This window comes from Actinoplanes sp. CA-051413, from assembly GCF_050955795.1.
In the GTDB taxonomy this organism is placed as follows: domain Bacteria; phylum Actinomycetota; class Actinomycetes; order Mycobacteriales; family Micromonosporaceae; genus Actinoplanes.
In genome coordinates this window covers 2,378,019-2,395,094 of sequence record NZ_CP192100.1, presented here as the reverse complement: position 1 = coordinate 2,395,094, position 17,076 = coordinate 2,378,019, and the positions used below count along the sequence as shown (strand labels likewise).

At 70.1% G+C, this 17,076-nt stretch carries 13 protein-coding genes; 2 read left to right on the top strand and 11 right to left on the bottom strand.

Translation table 11 applies throughout. The annotated features are described in order from the left end of the window. Positions 1-5 precede the first annotated feature (5 nt). From ACQP2Y_RS11470 to murD, 9 genes are all read right to left on the bottom strand, one after another. Entirely contained in the window at positions 6-425 is a 420-nt protein-coding gene (locus ACQP2Y_RS11470; protein ID WP_433727092.1) for a hypothetical protein, read from the bottom strand. 98 nt (positions 426-523) lie between these two features. Continuing rightward, positions 524-1,444, bottom strand: coding sequence for a carbohydrate ABC transporter permease (locus tag ACQP2Y_RS11465; RefSeq protein WP_433727090.1), 921 nt, complete (start codon positions 1,442-1,444; stop codon positions 524-526). Between the two features lie 19 nt (positions 1,445-1,463). Then, on the bottom strand, positions 1,464-2,375 hold the full coding sequence (locus tag ACQP2Y_RS11460; RefSeq protein ID WP_433727088.1) for a carbohydrate ABC transporter permease: 912 nt from the start codon (positions 2,373-2,375) through the stop codon (positions 1,464-1,466). A gap of 49 nt (positions 2,376-2,424) precedes the next feature. Next, on the bottom strand, positions 2,425-3,861 hold the full coding sequence (gene ngcE / locus ACQP2Y_RS11455) for an N-acetylglucosamine/diacetylchitobiose ABC transporter substrate-binding protein (RefSeq protein WP_433727086.1): 1,437 nt from the start codon (positions 3,859-3,861) through the stop codon (positions 2,425-2,427). Between the two features lie 34 nt (positions 3,862-3,895). After that, complete coding sequence (locus ACQP2Y_RS11450) at positions 3,896-4,795, bottom strand: carbohydrate ABC transporter permease (RefSeq protein ID WP_360826830.1); 900 nt, start codon at positions 4,793-4,795, stop codon at positions 3,896-3,898. Further along, positions 4,795-5,781, bottom strand: coding sequence for a carbohydrate ABC transporter permease (locus tag ACQP2Y_RS11445; RefSeq protein WP_433727084.1), 987 nt, complete (start codon positions 5,779-5,781; stop codon positions 4,795-4,797). The genes ACQP2Y_RS11450 and ACQP2Y_RS11445 overlap by 1 nt, the downstream gene beginning before the upstream one ends. A gap of 77 nt (positions 5,782-5,858) precedes the next feature. Then, positions 5,859-7,166, bottom strand: a complete 1,308-nt coding sequence (locus ACQP2Y_RS11440; protein WP_433727082.1) for an extracellular solute-binding protein — start codon at positions 7,164-7,166, stop codon at positions 5,859-5,861. 50 nt (positions 7,167-7,216) lie between these two features. Further along, positions 7,217-8,194 carry a MurR/RpiR family transcriptional regulator gene (locus ACQP2Y_RS11435; RefSeq protein WP_433727080.1) on the bottom strand — a complete coding sequence of 326 codons (978 nt, stop codon included), beginning with the start codon at positions 8,192-8,194 and terminating at the stop codon, positions 7,217-7,219. A gap of 359 nt (positions 8,195-8,553) precedes the next feature. Further along, positions 8,554-9,906, bottom strand: coding sequence for a UDP-N-acetylmuramoyl-L-alanine--D-glutamate ligase (gene murD / locus ACQP2Y_RS11430; RefSeq protein ID WP_433727078.1), 1,353 nt, complete (start codon positions 9,904-9,906; stop codon positions 8,554-8,556). Positions 9,907-9,989: 83 nt separating this feature from the next. On the opposite strand from murD, the gene ACQP2Y_RS11425 reads away from it, so the two are divergent. Beyond that, positions 9,990-11,294 (top strand): hypothetical protein, encoded by a 1,305-nt coding sequence (locus tag ACQP2Y_RS11425; protein WP_433731904.1) that lies wholly within the window; start codon positions 9,990-9,992, stop codon positions 11,292-11,294. 143 nt (positions 11,295-11,437) lie between these two features. Here ACQP2Y_RS11425 and ACQP2Y_RS11420 read toward each other — a convergent pair whose 3' ends face one another. Both ACQP2Y_RS11420 and ACQP2Y_RS11415 read right to left on the bottom strand, forming a co-directional pair. Beyond that, positions 11,438-12,619 (bottom strand): globin, encoded by a 1,182-nt coding sequence (locus ACQP2Y_RS11420; protein ID WP_433727076.1) that lies wholly within the window; start codon positions 12,617-12,619, stop codon positions 11,438-11,440. 2,233 nt (positions 12,620-14,852) lie between these two features. Beyond that, positions 14,853-15,983 carry a MalY/PatB family protein gene (locus tag ACQP2Y_RS11415; RefSeq protein ID WP_433727074.1) on the bottom strand — a complete coding sequence of 377 codons (1,131 nt, stop codon included), beginning with the start codon at positions 15,981-15,983 and terminating at the stop codon, positions 14,853-14,855. 56 nt (positions 15,984-16,039) lie between these two features. On the opposite strand from ACQP2Y_RS11415, the gene ACQP2Y_RS11410 reads away from it, so the two are divergent. Further along, the gene (locus tag ACQP2Y_RS11410) at positions 16,040-16,861 is read left to right on the top strand and encodes a TrmH family RNA methyltransferase (RefSeq protein WP_433727072.1); all 822 of its coding nucleotides are present in this window, start codon (positions 16,040-16,042) and stop codon (positions 16,859-16,861) included. Positions 16,862-17,076: the final 215 nt, after the last annotated feature.

The window sequence follows — 17,076 nt, the reverse complement described above, 5'->3', positions numbered from 1 at the left end:
CCCGGTCAGCTCGTCGGGAACGACTCCTGGGTGATCGGCCACCGCTGACCGCACAGCTCTCCCGCCATGCTCCTGATGAGCTCCGCGGCCCGGGTCGCATCGTCGGTCTCGGCGGACCGCTCGAACACCTGGTCGTCCACCTCGGGGCCGTCGGGCGTCCCGACGTCGATCGACGTCTCGATCGTGAGCTTCGCGGCTTCGGCCGTCACCACGAGACCCCAGGTGATCTGGGTACTGTCCGGCCGGCTGCCCGCCACCCACAGCGCGATCCGGGCATCGACGGTGTCGGCGACCTGGTAGATCCGGAACTTGATCTCGGGCAGCGGGCGCCACAGATACGTCAGGTCGCACCACAGCGGATAGAAGTCCTTGTCCCGGGCCTCGGCCAGGGCGCGGAACACTCGCTGCACATCGACGACGGCCATCCGCCGATCGTGGCACCCGGCCACAACCTCCGGACGGGGAACGCAGCCGGGCGGCGCCCCTCCCCCGTGGAAGGACACCGCCCGTGTGCCGTGCTGAGCTACTTGGTCGCGCCCGCGGTGAGGCCGGACTGGATCTGACGCTGGAAGAACGCGTACACGATGATCATCGGCAGGATCGAGAGGGTGAGCGCCGCGAACAGCGCGGCCCAGTTCGCCTGGTAGCCCGCCGAGACCGAGATGTTGGCGATGCCCTGGGTGAGCACCCACTTCTCCTGCGCGCCCGCGCCCTGCATGATCGCCACCGGCAGCAGGTACTGGTTCCACTGACCGACGATGTTGAAGATCGTGATGCTGACCAGGCCGGACCGGGCCATCGGCAGCATGACCTGGAAGAACAGCCGGGTGTGGGAGGCGCCGTCGACGATCGCGGCCTCGGCGATCTGGTTCGGCAGCGTCTTGAAGAACGCCGTCATGAAGAAGACCGTGAACGGCAGCGAGTACGCGATGTAGACCAGGATCAGGCCGGTGTAGGTGTTGAGCAGGCCGAGGTTCTGCAGGATCAGGAACAGCGGCACCAGCGCCAGGAACACCGGGAAGGCCAGGCCCGAGACGAACAGGTAGTAGATGAAGCGGTTGCCGACGAACTTGTAGCGGGCCAGCACGTAGGCGGCCATCGAGCCGAACAGCATCGTGCCGGCGGTGCTGATCGCCACCACGAAGACGCTGTTGAGGAAGTAGCGCCCGACGTGCGCCTCGGTCCAGGCCGTCTTGTACGTCTCGAACGAGATCTTGCTGGGCAGGCTGAACGGCGCCTGCGTGAAGATCTCCGTGTTGCTCTTGAACGACGCCAGGACCACCCAGATCAGCGGCGCGATGACCAGCAGGCCCCAGACCGCCAGGGCGACGTGGGCGAAGCCGCTGAAGAGCTTGATCTCTTTCTTGTCCCGCTGCGAGGCGGTGGTGGAGTGCCGCGACCCGGTGTACGAGGCCGCCGGCCCGTCCGTCTTCGTGTAAGTCACTTGATGCTCCCGGTCCGGCTCACAGCTCGATCGCGTCGCGCCGGGTGACCCGCAGGGTCAGCGCCGCGAACGTGATGGTGAGGAAGAACAGCACGACACCCATCGCCGAGGCGTAGCCGAACTGCGCGTAGTCGAAGGCGTTGCGGTAGATCTCCAGGCCCAGCACCGTGGTGGCGCCGTCCGGCCCGCCGCGGTCCACGGACATGACGTTCACCAGGGCGAACGCGTCGAAGGCGGCGATGCCCAGGTAGACCCAGGCGACCTGCAGCGTGTTCCACAGCAGCGGCAGCGTCACCTTGAAGAACAGGGTGCCCCGGGTGGCGCCGTCCAGCGCGGCGGCCTCGTAGATCTCCGTCGGGATGGAGCCCATCCCGGCGGAGAACAGCACCACGTAGAAGCCGACCGCCTGCCAGACGAGCACGGCCAGGATCGACCAGAGCGCCAGGTTCTTGTCGGCCAGGAACAGCACCGGCCCGGCGCCGACCTGGTGGAGCAGGCCGTTGATCAGACCACTGTCGTCGGACGAGTAGACCCGGGAGAAGATGACCGCGACCAGGGCCAGGGCCAGCAGCTGCGGGAAGAAGAACACCACCCGGTAGAACTTCGAACCCCAGACCCCTCGGGTACGGCCGCCCTTCGAGCCGCCGCCCACGTTGAGCAGGAACGCGAAGAACAGCGCCAGCACAATCGTGAGCAGCGGCAGGAAGATCAGCAACAGGATGTGGTGCTGGATCGCCTTCCAGAACGTGTTGTCCTGGAACAGCTTCGTGAAGTTGTCGAAGCCGATGTAACTGACGTCCGGCGAGAAGCCCCGCCAGTTGGTGAACGACAGCTGGAACGCCTGGACGTACGCCGCGATCACGAACGTGCCGTAGATGGCCACCGGCACGATCAGGAAGCCAATGATGAACGGGTACCTGCCGTGCTTCATGGTTCTTTAGCTCCGTTCGTGATTGCGGGTACGTTGGCTCAGCGAAGGATCAGCGGGAGAACTTCTGGATGGACGAGTCCTTCTTGACCGCGTCGGCGGCCTTCTGCATCCGCTCGACGAACTTGTCGGCGGTGCCGCCCTGGTAGATCAGCTCGTTGGTGGCGGCGCGCAGCTCGTCGTCCAGCTTCTTGTACCAGGTGTCGAAACGGAAGCTGAAGGTGTCCGCGCCCGCCGCGCCCAGGGCCTTGTTGCCCGAGGTGAGACCGGCACTGATCTCCATGCCGTCGGTGGCGCCGGCCACGACGGTCAGCGTCTTGGTGAGCTGGGTGAAGCCCACGGCGCCGGCCTTGCTCAGCATGTGGCGCAGGAACTCCATGCCACCGCGCGGGTTCTTGCCCTTGCTGGCGACGAAGTACTGCTCGCCGGCCGCGGCGTAGAGGGCGGTGACGGGCAGCTTGTCGGCCGAGGTCACGCTCGGCACCGGCATGAGCTGGTAGTCGAAGCCGTCGGGGGTGTCCTTGGCCTGCTCGTTCTCGAGCCAGGAGCCGGACGGGTAGAGGCCCACCTTGTACTGGTTCTGCTGGAGCTGGACCTCGGTGTGCTTGAGGCCGAGGAACGCCTTGTTGGAGAACTTGGCGCCGACCTCGGCCCACGCGGCGGCGGCCTGCTTGACGGCGTCGTTGGTCCAGGCACCGTCCTCGAGGTTGTCGATGTTCTTGAGGATGTCGGCGCCACCGATCTTGGCGGCGCTGGTCAGCAGCAGCGTGTACATGTAGTACGGCGCGTTCGCACCCGCGTAGCCGAACGGCGTGATGCCCTTGGCCTTCATCTTGCCCAGCAGCGCGGTGAAGTCGCTCCACGTGGTCGGCACGGTCCAGCCGTTGTCCTTGAACAGCTTGCCGCTGTACCAGAGGCCGAAGACGGTGAAGGCGTAGTTGAGCACGTACGGCTTGCCGTTGAACGTGCCCTGCTCGATGGTGCCCGGGATCAGGGTGTCCTTGACGGTCTTGCCGGTGATGTCCACCGACGGGGCCGCGTACAGCTCGGTCAGCTCCTGCACCTGGCCGGCCTGGACCAGGGCGCCCTGGTCCATCAGCTTCGAGCCGGAGTTGTTGATCATGTCCGGCGGGTTGCCCGCGGTGAACCGCGGCTGCACCACGGTCGAGATCTCCTCGGCCTGGTTGAACGTGACCTTGGAGTTCGGGAAGAGCTTGTTGTACGACGGGATGTCCACGTCGGTCGCGTACTTGGTGCCGAGGCCACCGTTGAAGATCAGGATCTCCAGCGGCTCGTCCTCCTTGATGCCCAGCGGGTTGGTCGCGGAGACCGTACCGGCGGGCTTCTCAGCGGCGTCGTCCTTGTCGTCACTGCCGCCGCCCACGCAGGCGCTCAGCATCGTGACGGCGGGGGTGGCCAGCAGGCCCACGGCGGCAGCGCGGCGCAGCAGCGTCCGGCGGTCGACCTCGGGCTTGAAAATCTCAGTCATGCGCTTTCTCCTCAGATGGTGATGCGGTGCCGGGTCAGCCCTTGACGGCGCCAGCCGTCAGGCCGGTTGCGATGTTGCGCTGGACGATCAGGAAGAAGATGACCACCGGGAGGGCGGTCAAGATCGACCCTGCCATGAGCGGGCCCCAGAAGGTCCCACGGCTCGTCTGGTTCTGCAGGAGCCAGGCCATCAGGTTCTGGTGGGCCTGGTCGTTGAGCGTGTTGATGATGATGAACTCGTTCCAGGCCTGGATGAAGCCGTAGACCGAGGTCGCAACCAGACCGGGACCGGTCAGCGGCAGGATGATCTTCCAGAAGACCTGGAACCGGCTGGCCCCGTCGATCAGCGCGGCCTCGTCGAGCTCGCGCGGGATGGCCTGGATGAAGCCGCGCAGGGTCCACACCGTGTACGGCAGGATCAGCACGACGTAGACCAGGGCGATGCCGCCCAGGCTGTTGGTCAGGTTGGCCTTCTGCAGCATCAGGAACAGCGGGATCAGGATCGCGATGAACGGCACCATCTGGACCGACAGGACGACGAGGATGATCGCCTTGCGGCCGTAGAACCGGAACCGGGCGATGGCCAGCGCCGCCAGGAACCCGACGACCAGCGCGCCGAGCACCGCGGCGCAGGTGATCAGCACGCCGTTGATCAGGTTCCGCTGGAAGAACGGCGCGTTGAACGCCGACTTGAAGTTGTCCAGCGTGAAGGTGTGCGGGAAGAACGTCGGGTCGAACTGCAGGATCTCCGGCGCGGGCTTGAACGCCGTGTTGATGATCCAGTAGATCGGGAAGAACATCACCAAGGCGAAGAGCACGCCGAGGGCGTTCGCGGCGATCGTGCCGGCGGTGCTGCGGCCGACGGTGGGGGTGTCCGACTCGCGGGCCGGGCGGCGCCGCTTGCGTACGGCGGTCGACGGTGCGGTGGCGACCATCAGTCCACGTCTCCGATCCGGAACATCTGCCGCATGTAGAAGGCTGTCACGCCGAGCAGCAGCAACACCGTGACGACGGCGATCGCGGAGCCCAGCCCGTAGTTGTTGTTGTTGAACGCGGTGCTGTACGACCAGGTCGCGAGCACCTGGTACTCCTCCTCCGGCCGGCCGTTGCGCACGCCCCAGACCTGGGTGAACAGGCCGAAGTTCCAGATCACCGACAGCGTAGTGACGATGATCAGCAGCGGCTTGAGGATCGGCAGAGTCACCGAGCGCAGCACCTGCCAGGCCGAGGCGCCGTCGACCACGGCCGCCTCGAGCAGTTCCTTGGGCACCTGGGTGAGGCCGGCGTTGAGGGTGATCGCGATGAACGGGATGCCGGCCCAGACCACGATGGTGGTGATCACCGACCAGCCCTGCCACGGGTTGGCGAACCAGCTGTGGTTGGCGAAGTCGACGCCGGGCAGCAGGTTGATCAGGTAGTTCAGCACGCCGAAGTCCGAGTCGACCAGCCAGCGGAAGGTCTGGGTGGCGACCAGCTGCGGCATGGCCCAGACGAACATCATCGCGACGATCATGGCGATCCGCACGCTCGGCGCGACCCGGCGCATGAGCAGGGCGACACCGAGGCCGAGCAGCAGGGTCAGCAGCACCGAGACCACGGTGAAGGCGACCGTACGCCCGACGACCTGGTAGAACGTCGCGTCCGTGAAGATCTTGACGTAGTTGGCCAACCCGACGTTGTCCGGGGGCAGGTTGCCGAACAGCTGGCGCAGGCCGAGGCTCTGGAACGACAGCACGATCATCCGTACCAGCGGATAACCGAGCAGGCCGGCCAGCAGCAGCAATGCGGGCAGCGTGAGCGCGAGGGGGGCGAAGCCGCCGCTCGTGGCCGAACGACGCTTGCTCCGGGCGCGCCCGCCCGCCGGCGCCGGTGCCGGCGGCTGCTGGGCCGGCGGGGCGGACGGGGAGTCGACGACGGACATCGGTTCCTGACCTCTCTGCGGGGATGCGGTGCCGGGCCGGGCCGCCCGCCCGGGGAGGGTGGGCGGCCCGATCACGGTCAGCTGGCGTTGAGGATCTCGTTGATCTTCGCGTCGGCTTCCTTCGCCGCGGCCGGCACGGTGGCCTTACCGGTGGCGATGCTGACCAGCATGTTCTGCAGGACGTTGGCCGACTCGACGTCCGACCACTTCGGCGCCATCGGCACGAACCAGGTCTCCTTGGCGGCCTGCGCGGTCGCCTCGTTGCCCTTGACCGCGGCGGCCTTGTCCAGCAGGGAGGTCGCGTTGGGCAGCACGCCCTTGGCGATCAGGCCCTCCTGCGACTTGGCGTCGGTGAAGATCTGCGCCCACTTGGCGGCCAGGTCGGCGTTCTTGCTCTTGGCCGTCACGGCGACGTCCGAGCCACCGAGGAAGGACGGGATACCGGGCAGCGGCGCCGTGGCGACCTTGCCGTTCACCTTGGTCTTGACCTTCGCCGAGGCGGGGTCGTTGGGGTCCTTCGGCTGCTCCTGGACCGCGCCCAGCTCCCAGCCGTTGCCGTACAGCATGCCGGACTTGCCCTGCGCGTAGACCGCGTCCTGGTCGTTCTCGTCCTTGGTCGGGTCACCGCTGGAGTAGGTCTTGGCGATCTCGGCCCACTTGGTCAGGCCGGCCTGCGCACCCGGCTCGGACAGGGCGCCGACCCACTTGTCGCCGTCCTTCTTGGCGATCTCGCCGCCGTTGCCGTGCACCCACGCCATCGCGGCGTACCAGTACTTGCCCGGCATGTAGAAGGCGGAGAACTGCTTGTCGCTGCCGTTCTTCTCCTTGAGCGTCTTGGCCGCGGCGACCAGCTCGTCGTAGGTCTTCGGGGCCTTCAGGCCGGCCTTGTCGAACAGGTCCGTGCGGTAGAGCAGGACCCGGGCGCCGGCGTAGTACGGCACGCAGTAGGTCTTGCCGTCGAGCTCACACGGGGCGGAGAGGCCGGTCAGCCACTGGGCCGAGTTCTCGAACTGGCCCTTGTCGAGCGGGGCGAAGGCGCCGTTGAAGACGTACTTCGGCATCTCGGTGTTGCCCAGCTCCACCACGTCGGGCACGTCGTTGCCGGCCAGGGTGGTGTCCAGCTTGGCCAGGTGGTCGGTCCACTGCTGGTAGTCGACCTGCACCTGGGCGCCGGTCGCCTGGGTGAAGCGTTCGTTGGCCTGCTTGACGACCTCGGGCCAGCCCGACTGGGCGTCGACCATCAGCCAGACCTTGATGGTCTTGCCGGCACCGTTGACGGAAGCGGCGGCATTGGGGGTGTCGCTGCTGTCGCTGTTCGAGCCGCACGCGGCGGCACCGAGCAGCGTCGCGGCGAGGGTCGCCGCAACCGCGATTCTGCGCTTCACGCTAGTCCTCCTGGACGAATGAGTTATGCGGGTGAGAGGGGATCTCGAATTCATGGGGCGGAGCTCCCGTCCTTGACGGCTTTGTGGCCGTGGACGGCTTGGGCGGTGCGTTGGAAGGCCGCGTGCGAACGTTCGTGGGTCCGCTGGGCGACGGCTACGTAGAGCAGATCGAGGACGACCAGCTGCGGGTGCCGCGCGGAGAGCGCGTCCGGCCGGAAGGTCGTGGCCTGGGTGGCGGTGAGCAGCACGATGTCCGCCAGCTCGGCCAGGGGCGAGCGGGGGAAGCTGGTCAGCGCGATGGTGGTGGCGCCGCGGCTGCTGGCCTCGGCGAGCAGCTCTATGGTCTCGCCGGTCTCGCCGCTGTGCGAGATGCCGAGGGCGACGTCGCCGGCCCGGGACAGCGCGGCGCCGGCCAGGGCGTTGTGCACATCGGTCCAGGCCCAGGCGGCCACGCCGATGCGGTGCAGGCTGAACTGCATCTCCTCGCCGACCAGCGCGCTGCCGCTGGCGCCGAAGATGTTGACCCGCGGCGCGGCGGCGATGGCCACCGCGGCCCGCTCGACCTCGGCCAGGTCCAGCAGCGAGGCGGTGTCGTGCATGGCCCGGGTGTCGGCCGCCATGATCTGGCCGAGCACCCGCTCCAGCGGGTCGCTGGGCTGGATCTCGCGGCCGATGTCCACGGTCCAGCCGGACGCGCGGGCCCGGCCGGTCTCCGCCGCGATGCCCAGGCGCAGGTCGGCGTAGCCGTCGAAGCCCAGGGCCCGGCAGAACCGGGTCACGGTGGCCGGCGAGGTGCCGCTGCGCTCGGCCAGCTCGACGATGGTCGCCCGGGACGCCGCCGCCGGGTCGGTGAGGACCTGCTCAGCGACGCGCTGCAGGGCGCCGGTGAACTCGGGCAGCAGGGTGCGCACCCGCACCAGTACCCCGTCCGAGTTGTTCATGCTGTGCTGCAACGGCGGGGCCTGGTCGCGCACCAGCGAGTCGACGACCGCGGTCGCTGCGGTGCCGTCTGCGTCTGGCTCGACCATGGGCCGTCCCTTCAGAAAGGAGTGTTAACTGTCGCGGTAAAAGTTCTTACTTTCTGACCCCCTGTGTCAAGACCGTGGGTGAAGTTTTCAAACCGTTACCTGGCGCACGTCGATGAACGCGGGTGCCCCGGCAGTCGGTTGACGTACGTCGATCCGCATATGGCCGATAGGGCGTGACCGCCATCATTCATGCTTTTTGGCAGGGTTTGCTCATCGGCTTTTTGGGTCGCCAACGGCATCAAACGGCGCGTCGGCGTGACCCGGACGGGGGACCCGGCGGGCAATGCGAAACGCCCTCGCAATCCGCGAGGGCGTCTCGAAACAGGAGGGGGTCCGGCAATAATTCTGCCCAGAACCGGTTAAGCGCTGTCGCGGACCGCCTGGGCGAAGACCTCGGAGCGGTGCTCGAAGTTGCGGAAACGGCCGTAACTGGGGGCCGCCGGGGACAGCAGCACCACACCCTCGGACGGCGTGAGCTTGCGGGCCAGCCGTACCGCCGAAGGCAGATCTTCCGCCGCCTCCGTGCGCACGCCGGCCAGGCCGGCCAGCTCGGCCAGAATGCGCGGTCCGCTGTCCGGCAGGCCGATCACGGTGATCTCCCGGTCCTTGAGGTGCTCCCGCAGGGGGCTGTAGTCCAGGCCGCGGTCGGTGCCGCCGACGAGCACGGTCAACGGCCGCCCCTCGTACGCGTCGATCGCGTGCATGGCCGAATACGGACTCGTGGACAGCGTGTCGTCCACGAACGTCAGCCCCGACGGGTCCTCGATCTCGGCCAGCCGGTGCGGCAGCCCCTGGAACGAGGCGACCGCCGCGCGCAGGGCCTCCCGCTCGCCGACGACGTCGATGCCCATGCCGTCCAGCACGGCCAGCGCGACGCAGAGGTTGCGCTCGTTGTGCCGGCCGCGCAGCTTGAGCGTGTCCCGCGGGAACAGGGCCTCGTCGCTGCAGTACACCTGGGCGTCGGCCTCGACCCGGAACCGCGAGTCACCGCCGGCGGCCGGGATCGCCGCGAAGCCGTTCGCGTCCTTGACCGCCACGGTCTCGGCGACCAGCCGGTCGTCGGCCCCGTTGATCACGATGAGCTCGGGACCGTGGGCCAGCAGGTTGAGCTTGTCGCGGTAGTACTCCCGCTCGCCGCCGTGCGCGTCCAGGTGCTCGGGGAACAACGAGGTCACCACCGCGACGCGCGGCGAGTCGGTGAGATCGCTGCACTGGTAGCTGGAGAGCTCCAGGACGTACTGCTCGGCCGGGGGCAGGTCGAGCAGCGGCACGCCGATGTTGCCGCCGAAGACGTTGGGCCGGCCCACCGCCGCCAGCAGGTGACTGATCAGGCTGGACGTGGTGCTCTTGCCCTTGCTGCCGGTCACCCCGATGGTGCGGTTGGCGTGGTCGGCCATCCAGAGGGCGCTGCCACCGGTCACGGTGATCCCCCGGGCGCGCAGATCGGCCATCCACGGATGGGTCTGCGGCACCCCCGGCGAACGCACCACCACGTCGGCGGCCATCAGCGCGGCCTGGGCGTGATCACCACCGGCCAGCGGCGCCAGCGCGGCCAGCTCGCCCTCCCAGGGCACGGACAGGAAGTTGGCGCTGTCGTCCACCGCGATCAGGCGCGAGGGACCGTGGGCGGCGACGGCCGTGACGGCGGCCCGGCCCTCCCGGCCGGTCCCCCAGACGGCAACGGAACGGCCGCGCAGGTCTGCCAGGCGCACAATCGTCTCCCTCGGTCGAGTCGCACTAGTATGGCTCGCTGGTCCTACGTTGGGAGTGCCGGGTGCGTGCGCAGTACGAGGTCATGCGGTTCCCCGCATACAGGTTCGATCCGGCGACGGGGGTCGCGGAGTTCGACTACCTGCTCGACGGCCCGGACCCGCTGGAGTTCACCGAGACCATCACCTTCCCGCTCGGCTCCGGCGAGCCGCCGGCCCACTTCTTCAAGGTGCTCGAGCTGCTGCACGTCGTGGCCGGCGTGAGCTACTACAAGGTCGGTGCGCCGGCCCGGATCGAGGCGCCGGTCGCGGTGCCGGCTGCGGTCACCGAGTTCTTCACCGCCGTCTACACGCACGGCCTCGGGGAGTACGCGTACGTCAACAAGCTCCCGCACGTGCTGGCTTTGTCGGTCTCCTCGCCGGCTTCGCCCGATTCGCCGCCTCCCCCCGTGGACAACTCGGACGGCCGGCCGCTGTCGGCTGTCGGTGGTGGCAAGGACTCGATCGTCACCCTGGAGATCCTGCGGGCCGCCGGGCTCGACCCGGTGCCGTTCTCGGTCAACCCCAACCCGGTGATCGTCAACGTGAACGCCGCCTCCGGCCTGACCGCCCTGGCCGCCCGCCGCAAGCTCGACCCGCGCCTGTTCGAGCTCAACAAGGCCGGGGCCCTCAACGGCCACATCCCGGTGACCGCGATCAACTCGCTGATCGCGATCGCAACCGCGGCCCTGCACGGCCTAGGCCCGGTGGTGATGTCCAACGAACGCTCGGCCTCCGACCCCAACCTGATCTGGAACGGTCACGAGATCAACCACCAGTGGTCCAAGGGAGTGCTCGCCGAGGGCCTGCTGCGAGCCGCGGTCACGGCACACACCGGCCTGACCGAGCCGCACTTCTCCCTGCTGCGCTCACTGTCGGAGCTGCACATCGCCCAGCTCTTCGCCCGGTACACCGCGTACGACGACGTGGTGACGAGCTGCAACAAGGCGTTCAAGCTGCACGACCCGACGGCCCGCTGGTGCGGCGACTGCCCCAAGTGCCGCTTCGTGGCGCTGGCCATGGCGCCGTCCATGTCCCGGGCCCGGCTGACCCGGATCTTCGGCCGCGACCTCTTCGCCGAGCCGGCGCAGGTGCCGGGCTACCTGGAACTGCTGGGCATCGACGCCCACAAGCCGTTCGAATGCGTCGGCGAGGTGGAGGAATCCCTGGTCGCCCTGACGATGCTGGGCGACGACCCGCAATGGGCGGACGCACCGGTGATCACGGCGCTGCGGGCGGCGGTGCCGGCTGAGGCGTGGGCGGCTGCTTCGCGGGACGAGGTGCTGACGCCGGGCGGGCCGACCTTCGTGCCGCCGGCCTACGCCAAGATCCTGGCTGCCGCCCTCGCCTGACCGGGCGCGGTCCGGCGAGGACCGCTCGGGCTTGGCCGGCCGCGCCCCACTTCGGGCCGCCGGACCACTTCGGGCCGCCGGACCACCCGGGCTGCCAGACCACCCGGCCCGCCGGGCCACCCGGGCTGCTCAGGCCGGGCCGGTCAGTCGGGCTTGTCGTGGTGGATGCGGTCGGGGGCCACGCCCAGCGCCTGCAGGGCCAGGCTGGTCGCGGCCAGCATCAGCGGCGGTCCGGCCAGGTACACCTCGTGGGCCGACCATTCGCCGTAGGCGGCGACCGCGTCGGTGACCAGGCCGCTCGGGTACGGGCCGGCCTCCCCCTCCGAGACCACCGGGATCACGGTGGCCCGCCGGCAGGCCCGGGCAATGTCCGTGATGTCGTCGATGTCGTACAGCTCGCTCAGATTGCGCACGCCCCAGAAGAGCACCGCCGACCGCGGATCCCCGGTCGCAGCCAGCTCAGTGAGCAGCGCCTTGAGCGGAACCACCCCGGTGTCCCCGGCGATCATCAGCAGATCCCGGCCGGACTCGGGCAGCCCCATCTCCCCCTCGGCGCGCGCGATCCGCACGGTGTCCCCGATGCCGGTCCGGTAGACCAGCGCGCCGCTGATCCCGCTGTGACTCTTGGCCCGCACGTGCAGCTCGACGATATTGTCCCGGCGCGGGTTCCCGGCCAGCGAATACGGCCGCCACACGCCGGGCTGGTCCGGCAACTCGATCCGGGCGTACTGACCGGGCCGGTAAGGCATGGGCAAATACGGTCGCAACCACAACACGGCCAAATCATCCCGGCGCCGCTCGTGCCCGACCACAACCGCGGTCCACACGGCCGGCTGATAAGCGGCGGCGGCCATCCCATGAGCGATCCACTCGTACGCGTGCTGCCACGTCGACCGCCAAGCCTGGTCGAAGTCCTGCCGCCAGCCACCGGCAGCCATCCCCGCCCGCATCGCCTCGGCCAGCGCGGCCCCGGCCAGCTGCAACTGCTGCGGCAGGACGCCACACTCGGCCAGCGAGGCACCGAGCCGGCCACACGCCGCGACCAGCAGCGGCGGCTGGCCCAGATGATGCACCAGCCAGGTCAGAGCATCGGCGAGCTGCGCAACCTGAACGGCCGGTCCGCCGGGCACCTTGGCGAACAACGCCGGCTGGGCCTGAGCGAGAGCAGCCCGCAACCGGTCGGCGACCTCCTCAGGCCCGCCGGCCAGCGAAAGGCTGTTGCCGAGCAGCCGCGCCATCTCCCGCAGGGCGGCGTCATCGGCGGGATCCATACCGTCGGCGGGGAGGGCGGGGCGGGCGCCTACGGGCGGGACGATGTCGGGCATGCGTACCGGTCCGAAGGGACCGACGGCCTGAACCGGATCACCCGGCCACTGCGGCCCGGCCGGCCGCGGGCCGCCGATGCCGGGAATGCCGCTGATGGGCTCGGTCGACGAACCGGTGGCCGGGATGAGCGGTACGCCGCCGGCCCAAGGCCCAGCCCCCGGCGGGTACGGGGTGGTGGCCCCGGGACGCAGCCCGCCCCGCACGGGCGGGGTGACGGCACCAGGCCGAGCGGGAACGACGGTGCCGGGCGGAACCGCGGGAACGATCGACGTGCCGGGCGTGGTCCCTGGGGTCTGGGGCCGACCGGCTGCGGGACCTTGACCGCCGCCAGAGCTTGCCGGAGGGACAAGGCTGCCCGGGATTGTGCCGCCAGGCACCAGGCCATTGCCCCCGGGAGCTCCACCGCCAGGAACGGCGCCACCGGGAACGATGCCGCCAGGGCCCATCCCACCGGGGACCGCCCCGCCCGGGACCACGCCACCAGGGCTGGTCCCACCGGGGGTTGCCCCGCCAGGTACCGCTCCGCCCGGGACCACGCCACCAGGGCTGGTCCCACCGGGGGTTGCCCCGCCAGGTACCGCTCCGCCCGGGACCACGCCACCAGGGCTGGTCCCACCCGGGACCGCGCCGCCAGGAACCGCGCCACCGGGGCCCGCCCCACCCGGGACCGCGCCGCCAGGGACCGTGCCGCTAGGGCCCGCCCCGCCAGGAAGCCCACTTCCTGGGGCTACGCCTCCGGGGACGGTCGCGCCGGGGGTGGACGCGCCGGGGACCGGTGATGTGCCGAGGCCTCCCGGGGCCATGCCTGCACCGAAGGCTCTGCCCGCTCCGCGAACCGACCCCCACCCGGCGCCCGCGCCCGGGCCGGAACCAGGACCGGCGCCCGGGGTCATGCCTGAGCCTGGACCCGCGCCCGGGGCCGTCCCCGAACCGGAACCCGCACCCGGCACTCCTCCCGAACCGGAACCGGCACCCGGCCCACCGCCCGAGCCAGTGAGGGCACCCGGTCCAACTCCGGAACCGGCGCCAGGCGCCCCGCCCGAGCCGGGCGCAGAGCCAACTCCACTTCCCGCACCGGGTGCCGTGCCCGCGCCGGAAGTCGTTCCCGGGCCGGTGCCGGACGTTCCAGGAACGGATCCCGCGCCGCCGCCCGGCGCAGGCGCCGCACCGGGCACCGGAGTCGTGCTGAACGCCGACGGAAGGGCCGGACTCCCCCCGCGCAGAAATGGAAAGCCGGATCCGGACGGCCCCGATCCGATCGGATTGGGCATCACCCGTCCGCCGTCTCCTGCACCGGCATCCGGAAGGAAGTCGTCGAGATCGGGCACGGCCGGCGCCGTGCCCGGCCGGATCGGCGCACCGCCCGGCACCGGCGACGTCCCGGACCGGCCGGGAGCCCACCCGGGCGAGTCGACGCTCCCGGGAGCCACCGGCTCACCAGGGTCACTCCCGGGAAGCGGCACAGACCCACCAGCATCCGGAACCACATAGCCAGGCCCGGGCCCGGTCCCAGGCGCGGGCTCGGAAGGAGCCGGGCCACCCGGCGACGAGGGAACGCTGCCCGGCGAGGAAGGAGCCGGATAGGGCGGCCGCGGCCCACGGGGCATCGGCCCGACACTCGCGCGCCAGGTCCGGCTGTCGTTCCCCGCCGTCTCTCGTTCCACGCGCGGCACCCCGCCGGCCGAGGTGTCCCGCAGGGGATGCGCCGCCGGTAGGTCAGGCGGGCTCGCCGCCGGCAGGCCGGGCAGATCCGCCGCAGGCAAAGCACCGGCCGGCCCGGCTTGGTCCCCGCTGGCGAAAGAAGACGCCGGAGCGGAAGAAGAGCTCTGAGCGGAAGACGTGCTCTGAGCGGAAGACGTGCTCTGAGCGGAAGAGCTCTGACCGGGAGCAGAGGACTGACCAGGAGCAGAGGTCTGAGCCGAAGGAGACGTCTGGCCGGGAGGCGAGGTCTGGCCAGGAGGAGACGCAGCAGGCCAGTCGGGATGCATCATCCAGTCGGGGTGGACCGGCTCGCCCGCGGGCGTTTCCTCGGCCTCCGCACCACCCAGAGCGGCCGTAGCATCAGCCGCCCCCGCGGCAGCCGCGTCCGGTGCGGCGAGCCGGAGCCTGATGGCTCGCAGCAGCGCCAGCATATGAGGGTCGGACCCGGGACCGGACGACACCTGCACACCCCCGACGGCAGAACGACGCGAACAGTACAACCGTACTGCCGCAGCGTCCGGGCCGCCGCCGCTACCTGTCGGTGGCGCTCGCCATACGTGCGGTCGCCTCGTTGAGGATATCCGCGTTTGTGCCGAAGTTCAGCCGAACGAAGCCTGCGCCGCGGGCACCGAAGCGGGTGCCTGGTTCGAGGCCCACCCGGGCGCGGGACAGGAACAGCTCTCGGGGTTCGTTGTCGTCGCCCAGGGCTCGGCAGTCCAGCCAGGCCAGGTAGGTCGCTTCCGGCGGGATCCAGTTGATCTTCGGCAGGCGGGTGCTCAGCTGCTCGCCCAGCTCGGCGCGGCGGGCGCCGAGCTCGGTGAGCAGGTCGTCGAGCCAGGCATCGCTGTCGTTGAACGCCGCCACCGTGGCCGCCACGCCCAGGTGGCCGGTGCGCCATCGGATGTCCCGCGGGAAGCGCTCGACCAGCGCCGCCATGGCCGGGCCGCCGGTGACGATCGCCGCGCACTTGAGGCCGGCCAGGTTGAAGGCCTTGCTCGCCGACACCAGGCTCACCGTGACCTCCGCCGCGCCGGGGACGGTCAGGGTGGGCGTGAAGTGGGCGCCCGGCAGCACCAGCGGGGAGTGGATCTCGTCGCTGATGATCGTCACGCCGTACAGTTCGGCCAGCCGGACCAGGGCGGCCAGCTCGTCCGGGGTGTGCACGCGGCCGACCGGATTGTGCGGATTGCAGAGGATGTAGACCGCGGGGTGGGCGGCGAAGGCCGCCTCCAGGGCCGGCAGGTCCAGGCGGTATTCGGCGGTGAGCGGCACCTCCCGCAGTTGCACGCCGGCCTCCGGCGGCCAGTCGAAGAACGGCGGGTAGACCGGCGGGCTGATCACCACGGTGTCCGCCGGGCGGGTGAGCATCCGCAGCAGCTCGACCACGCCGACGCCCACGTCGGTGACCGCGGTGACCGCGGCCGGGTCCACCTCCCACCCCCAGCGCCGGGCCGCGAAGCCGGCGACCGCCTCGCCGAGCTCCGGCTCCGCCGCCGAGTAGCCGGTGTCGGAGGCGTCGACGGCCGCCCGCAGGGCGGCGGTCACGGCCGGGGCCAGCGAGCAGTCCATCTCGGCGACACCCATGGGCAGAACATCATCGGGGTACGTGCGCCACTTGGCACTGCGGCGCTTGCGCAGAGTCTCCAGCGAGTCGACGAACATCCCCCCATCCTGCCGGTACCCGGTCGGTCGTGGGCGGCCCGGCCGCGGCAGGCAGAATGCCGGATGTGCCAGCACTGAGCATCACCGACCCCGACGACCCGCGGATCGCCGACTACCGGGCGCTGACCGATGTCGAGCTGCGGACCAAGTGGGAGCCGCCGAACGGGCTCTTCATCGCCGAGGGCGAACTGGTGATCCACCGCGCGCTGCGGGCCGGGTACCGGCTGCGTTCCGCCCTGGTCGACGAGAAGCGGGTCGACCAGCTCGGTGATCTGCCCGCCGACGCGCCGCTCTACGCGGCCGCCCCGCACGTGCTGGAGTCGGTCACCGGCTTCCACGTCCACCGCGGCATCCTGGCCTCCTTCCACCGGCGGGCGCTGACGCCGCTGGACGAGCTTCTTGCCGGGGCCCGGCGGCTGGCTGTGCTGGAGGGGCTGAACACCCACACGAATCTCGGCGCGCTCTTCCGCAGCGCGGCCGCGCTGGGCATCGACGCGGTGGTGCTCTCCCCCACCTGCGCGGACCCGCTGTATCGCCGGGCCGTGCGGGTCAGCATGGGCGAGGTCTTCGCCATCCCGTACGCGAAAGCCGACGACTGGCCGCAGACCCTCGCCGCCGTCCGGGCCGCCGGTTTCACCCTGCTCGCGATGACCCCGGCGCCCGACGCGGTGGCGCTGCAGCACCTCACCGCCGCTCAGCGGGAACGGCCCGCGCTGCTGCTGGGTGCCGAGGGTCCCGGGCTCACCCGCCAGGCGCTGGAGGCCAGTGACGTCCGCGTCGCCATCCCGATGCACAACAATGTGGACTCGCTGAACGTCGCGACCGCCGCCGCCATCGCCTTCTGGGAACTCGGCCGCACCGCCGTCACGCCGCTCTAGATATCCCATCCAACCTATGGGAAATGTATGTGCTCTGGGTCACAAAGTGGCTGACGCGGGGTAGCGGGACATTTACGTTGGTCCCATGAACCGGAGCAAGCGTCTCACGCGGCGCCGCTTCGTCGACTTCCTCCGGGTGTGCTCCTGCACCTGTTGAGTCCGACGGCCGCGCACAGCTACCCAGCTATCTGACCGACCGCCGCCATCAGCACCTG

Coding starts and splice junctions, on each gene's coding strand:
- ngcE (WP_433727086.1), bottom strand. CDS start 3,861: ATGACTGAGATTTTCAAGCCCGAGGTCGACCGCCGGACGCTGCTGCGC.
- ACQP2Y_RS11445 (WP_433727084.1), bottom strand. CDS start 5,781: ATGTCCGTCGTCGACTCCCCGTCCGCCCCGCCGGCCCAGCAGCCGCCG.
- ACQP2Y_RS11435 (WP_433727080.1), bottom strand. CDS start 8,194: ATGGTCGAGCCAGACGCAGACGGCACCGCAGCGACCGCGGTCGTCGAC.
- ACQP2Y_RS11450 (WP_360826830.1), bottom strand. CDS start 4,795: ATGGTCGCCACCGCACCGTCGACCGCCGTACGCAAGCGGCGCCGCCCG.
- ACQP2Y_RS11410 (WP_433727072.1), top strand. CDS start 16,040: ATGCCGGATGTGCCAGCACTGAGCATCACCGACCCCGACGACCCGCGG.
- ACQP2Y_RS11415 (WP_433727074.1), bottom strand. CDS start 15,983: ATGTTCGTCGACTCGCTGGAGACTCTGCGCAAGCGCCGCAGTGCCAAG.
- ACQP2Y_RS11420 (WP_433727076.1), bottom strand. CDS start 12,619: ATGCCCGACATCGTCCCGCCCGTAGGCGCCCGCCCCGCCCTCCCCGCC.
- ACQP2Y_RS11470 (WP_433727092.1), bottom strand. CDS start 425: ATGGCCGTCGTCGATGTGCAGCGAGTGTTCCGCGCCCTGGCCGAGGCC.
- ACQP2Y_RS11460 (WP_433727088.1), bottom strand. CDS start 2,375: ATGAAGCACGGCAGGTACCCGTTCATCATTGGCTTCCTGATCGTGCCG.
- ACQP2Y_RS11425 (WP_433731904.1), top strand. CDS start 9,990: ATGCGGTTCCCCGCATACAGGTTCGATCCGGCGACGGGGGTCGCGGAG.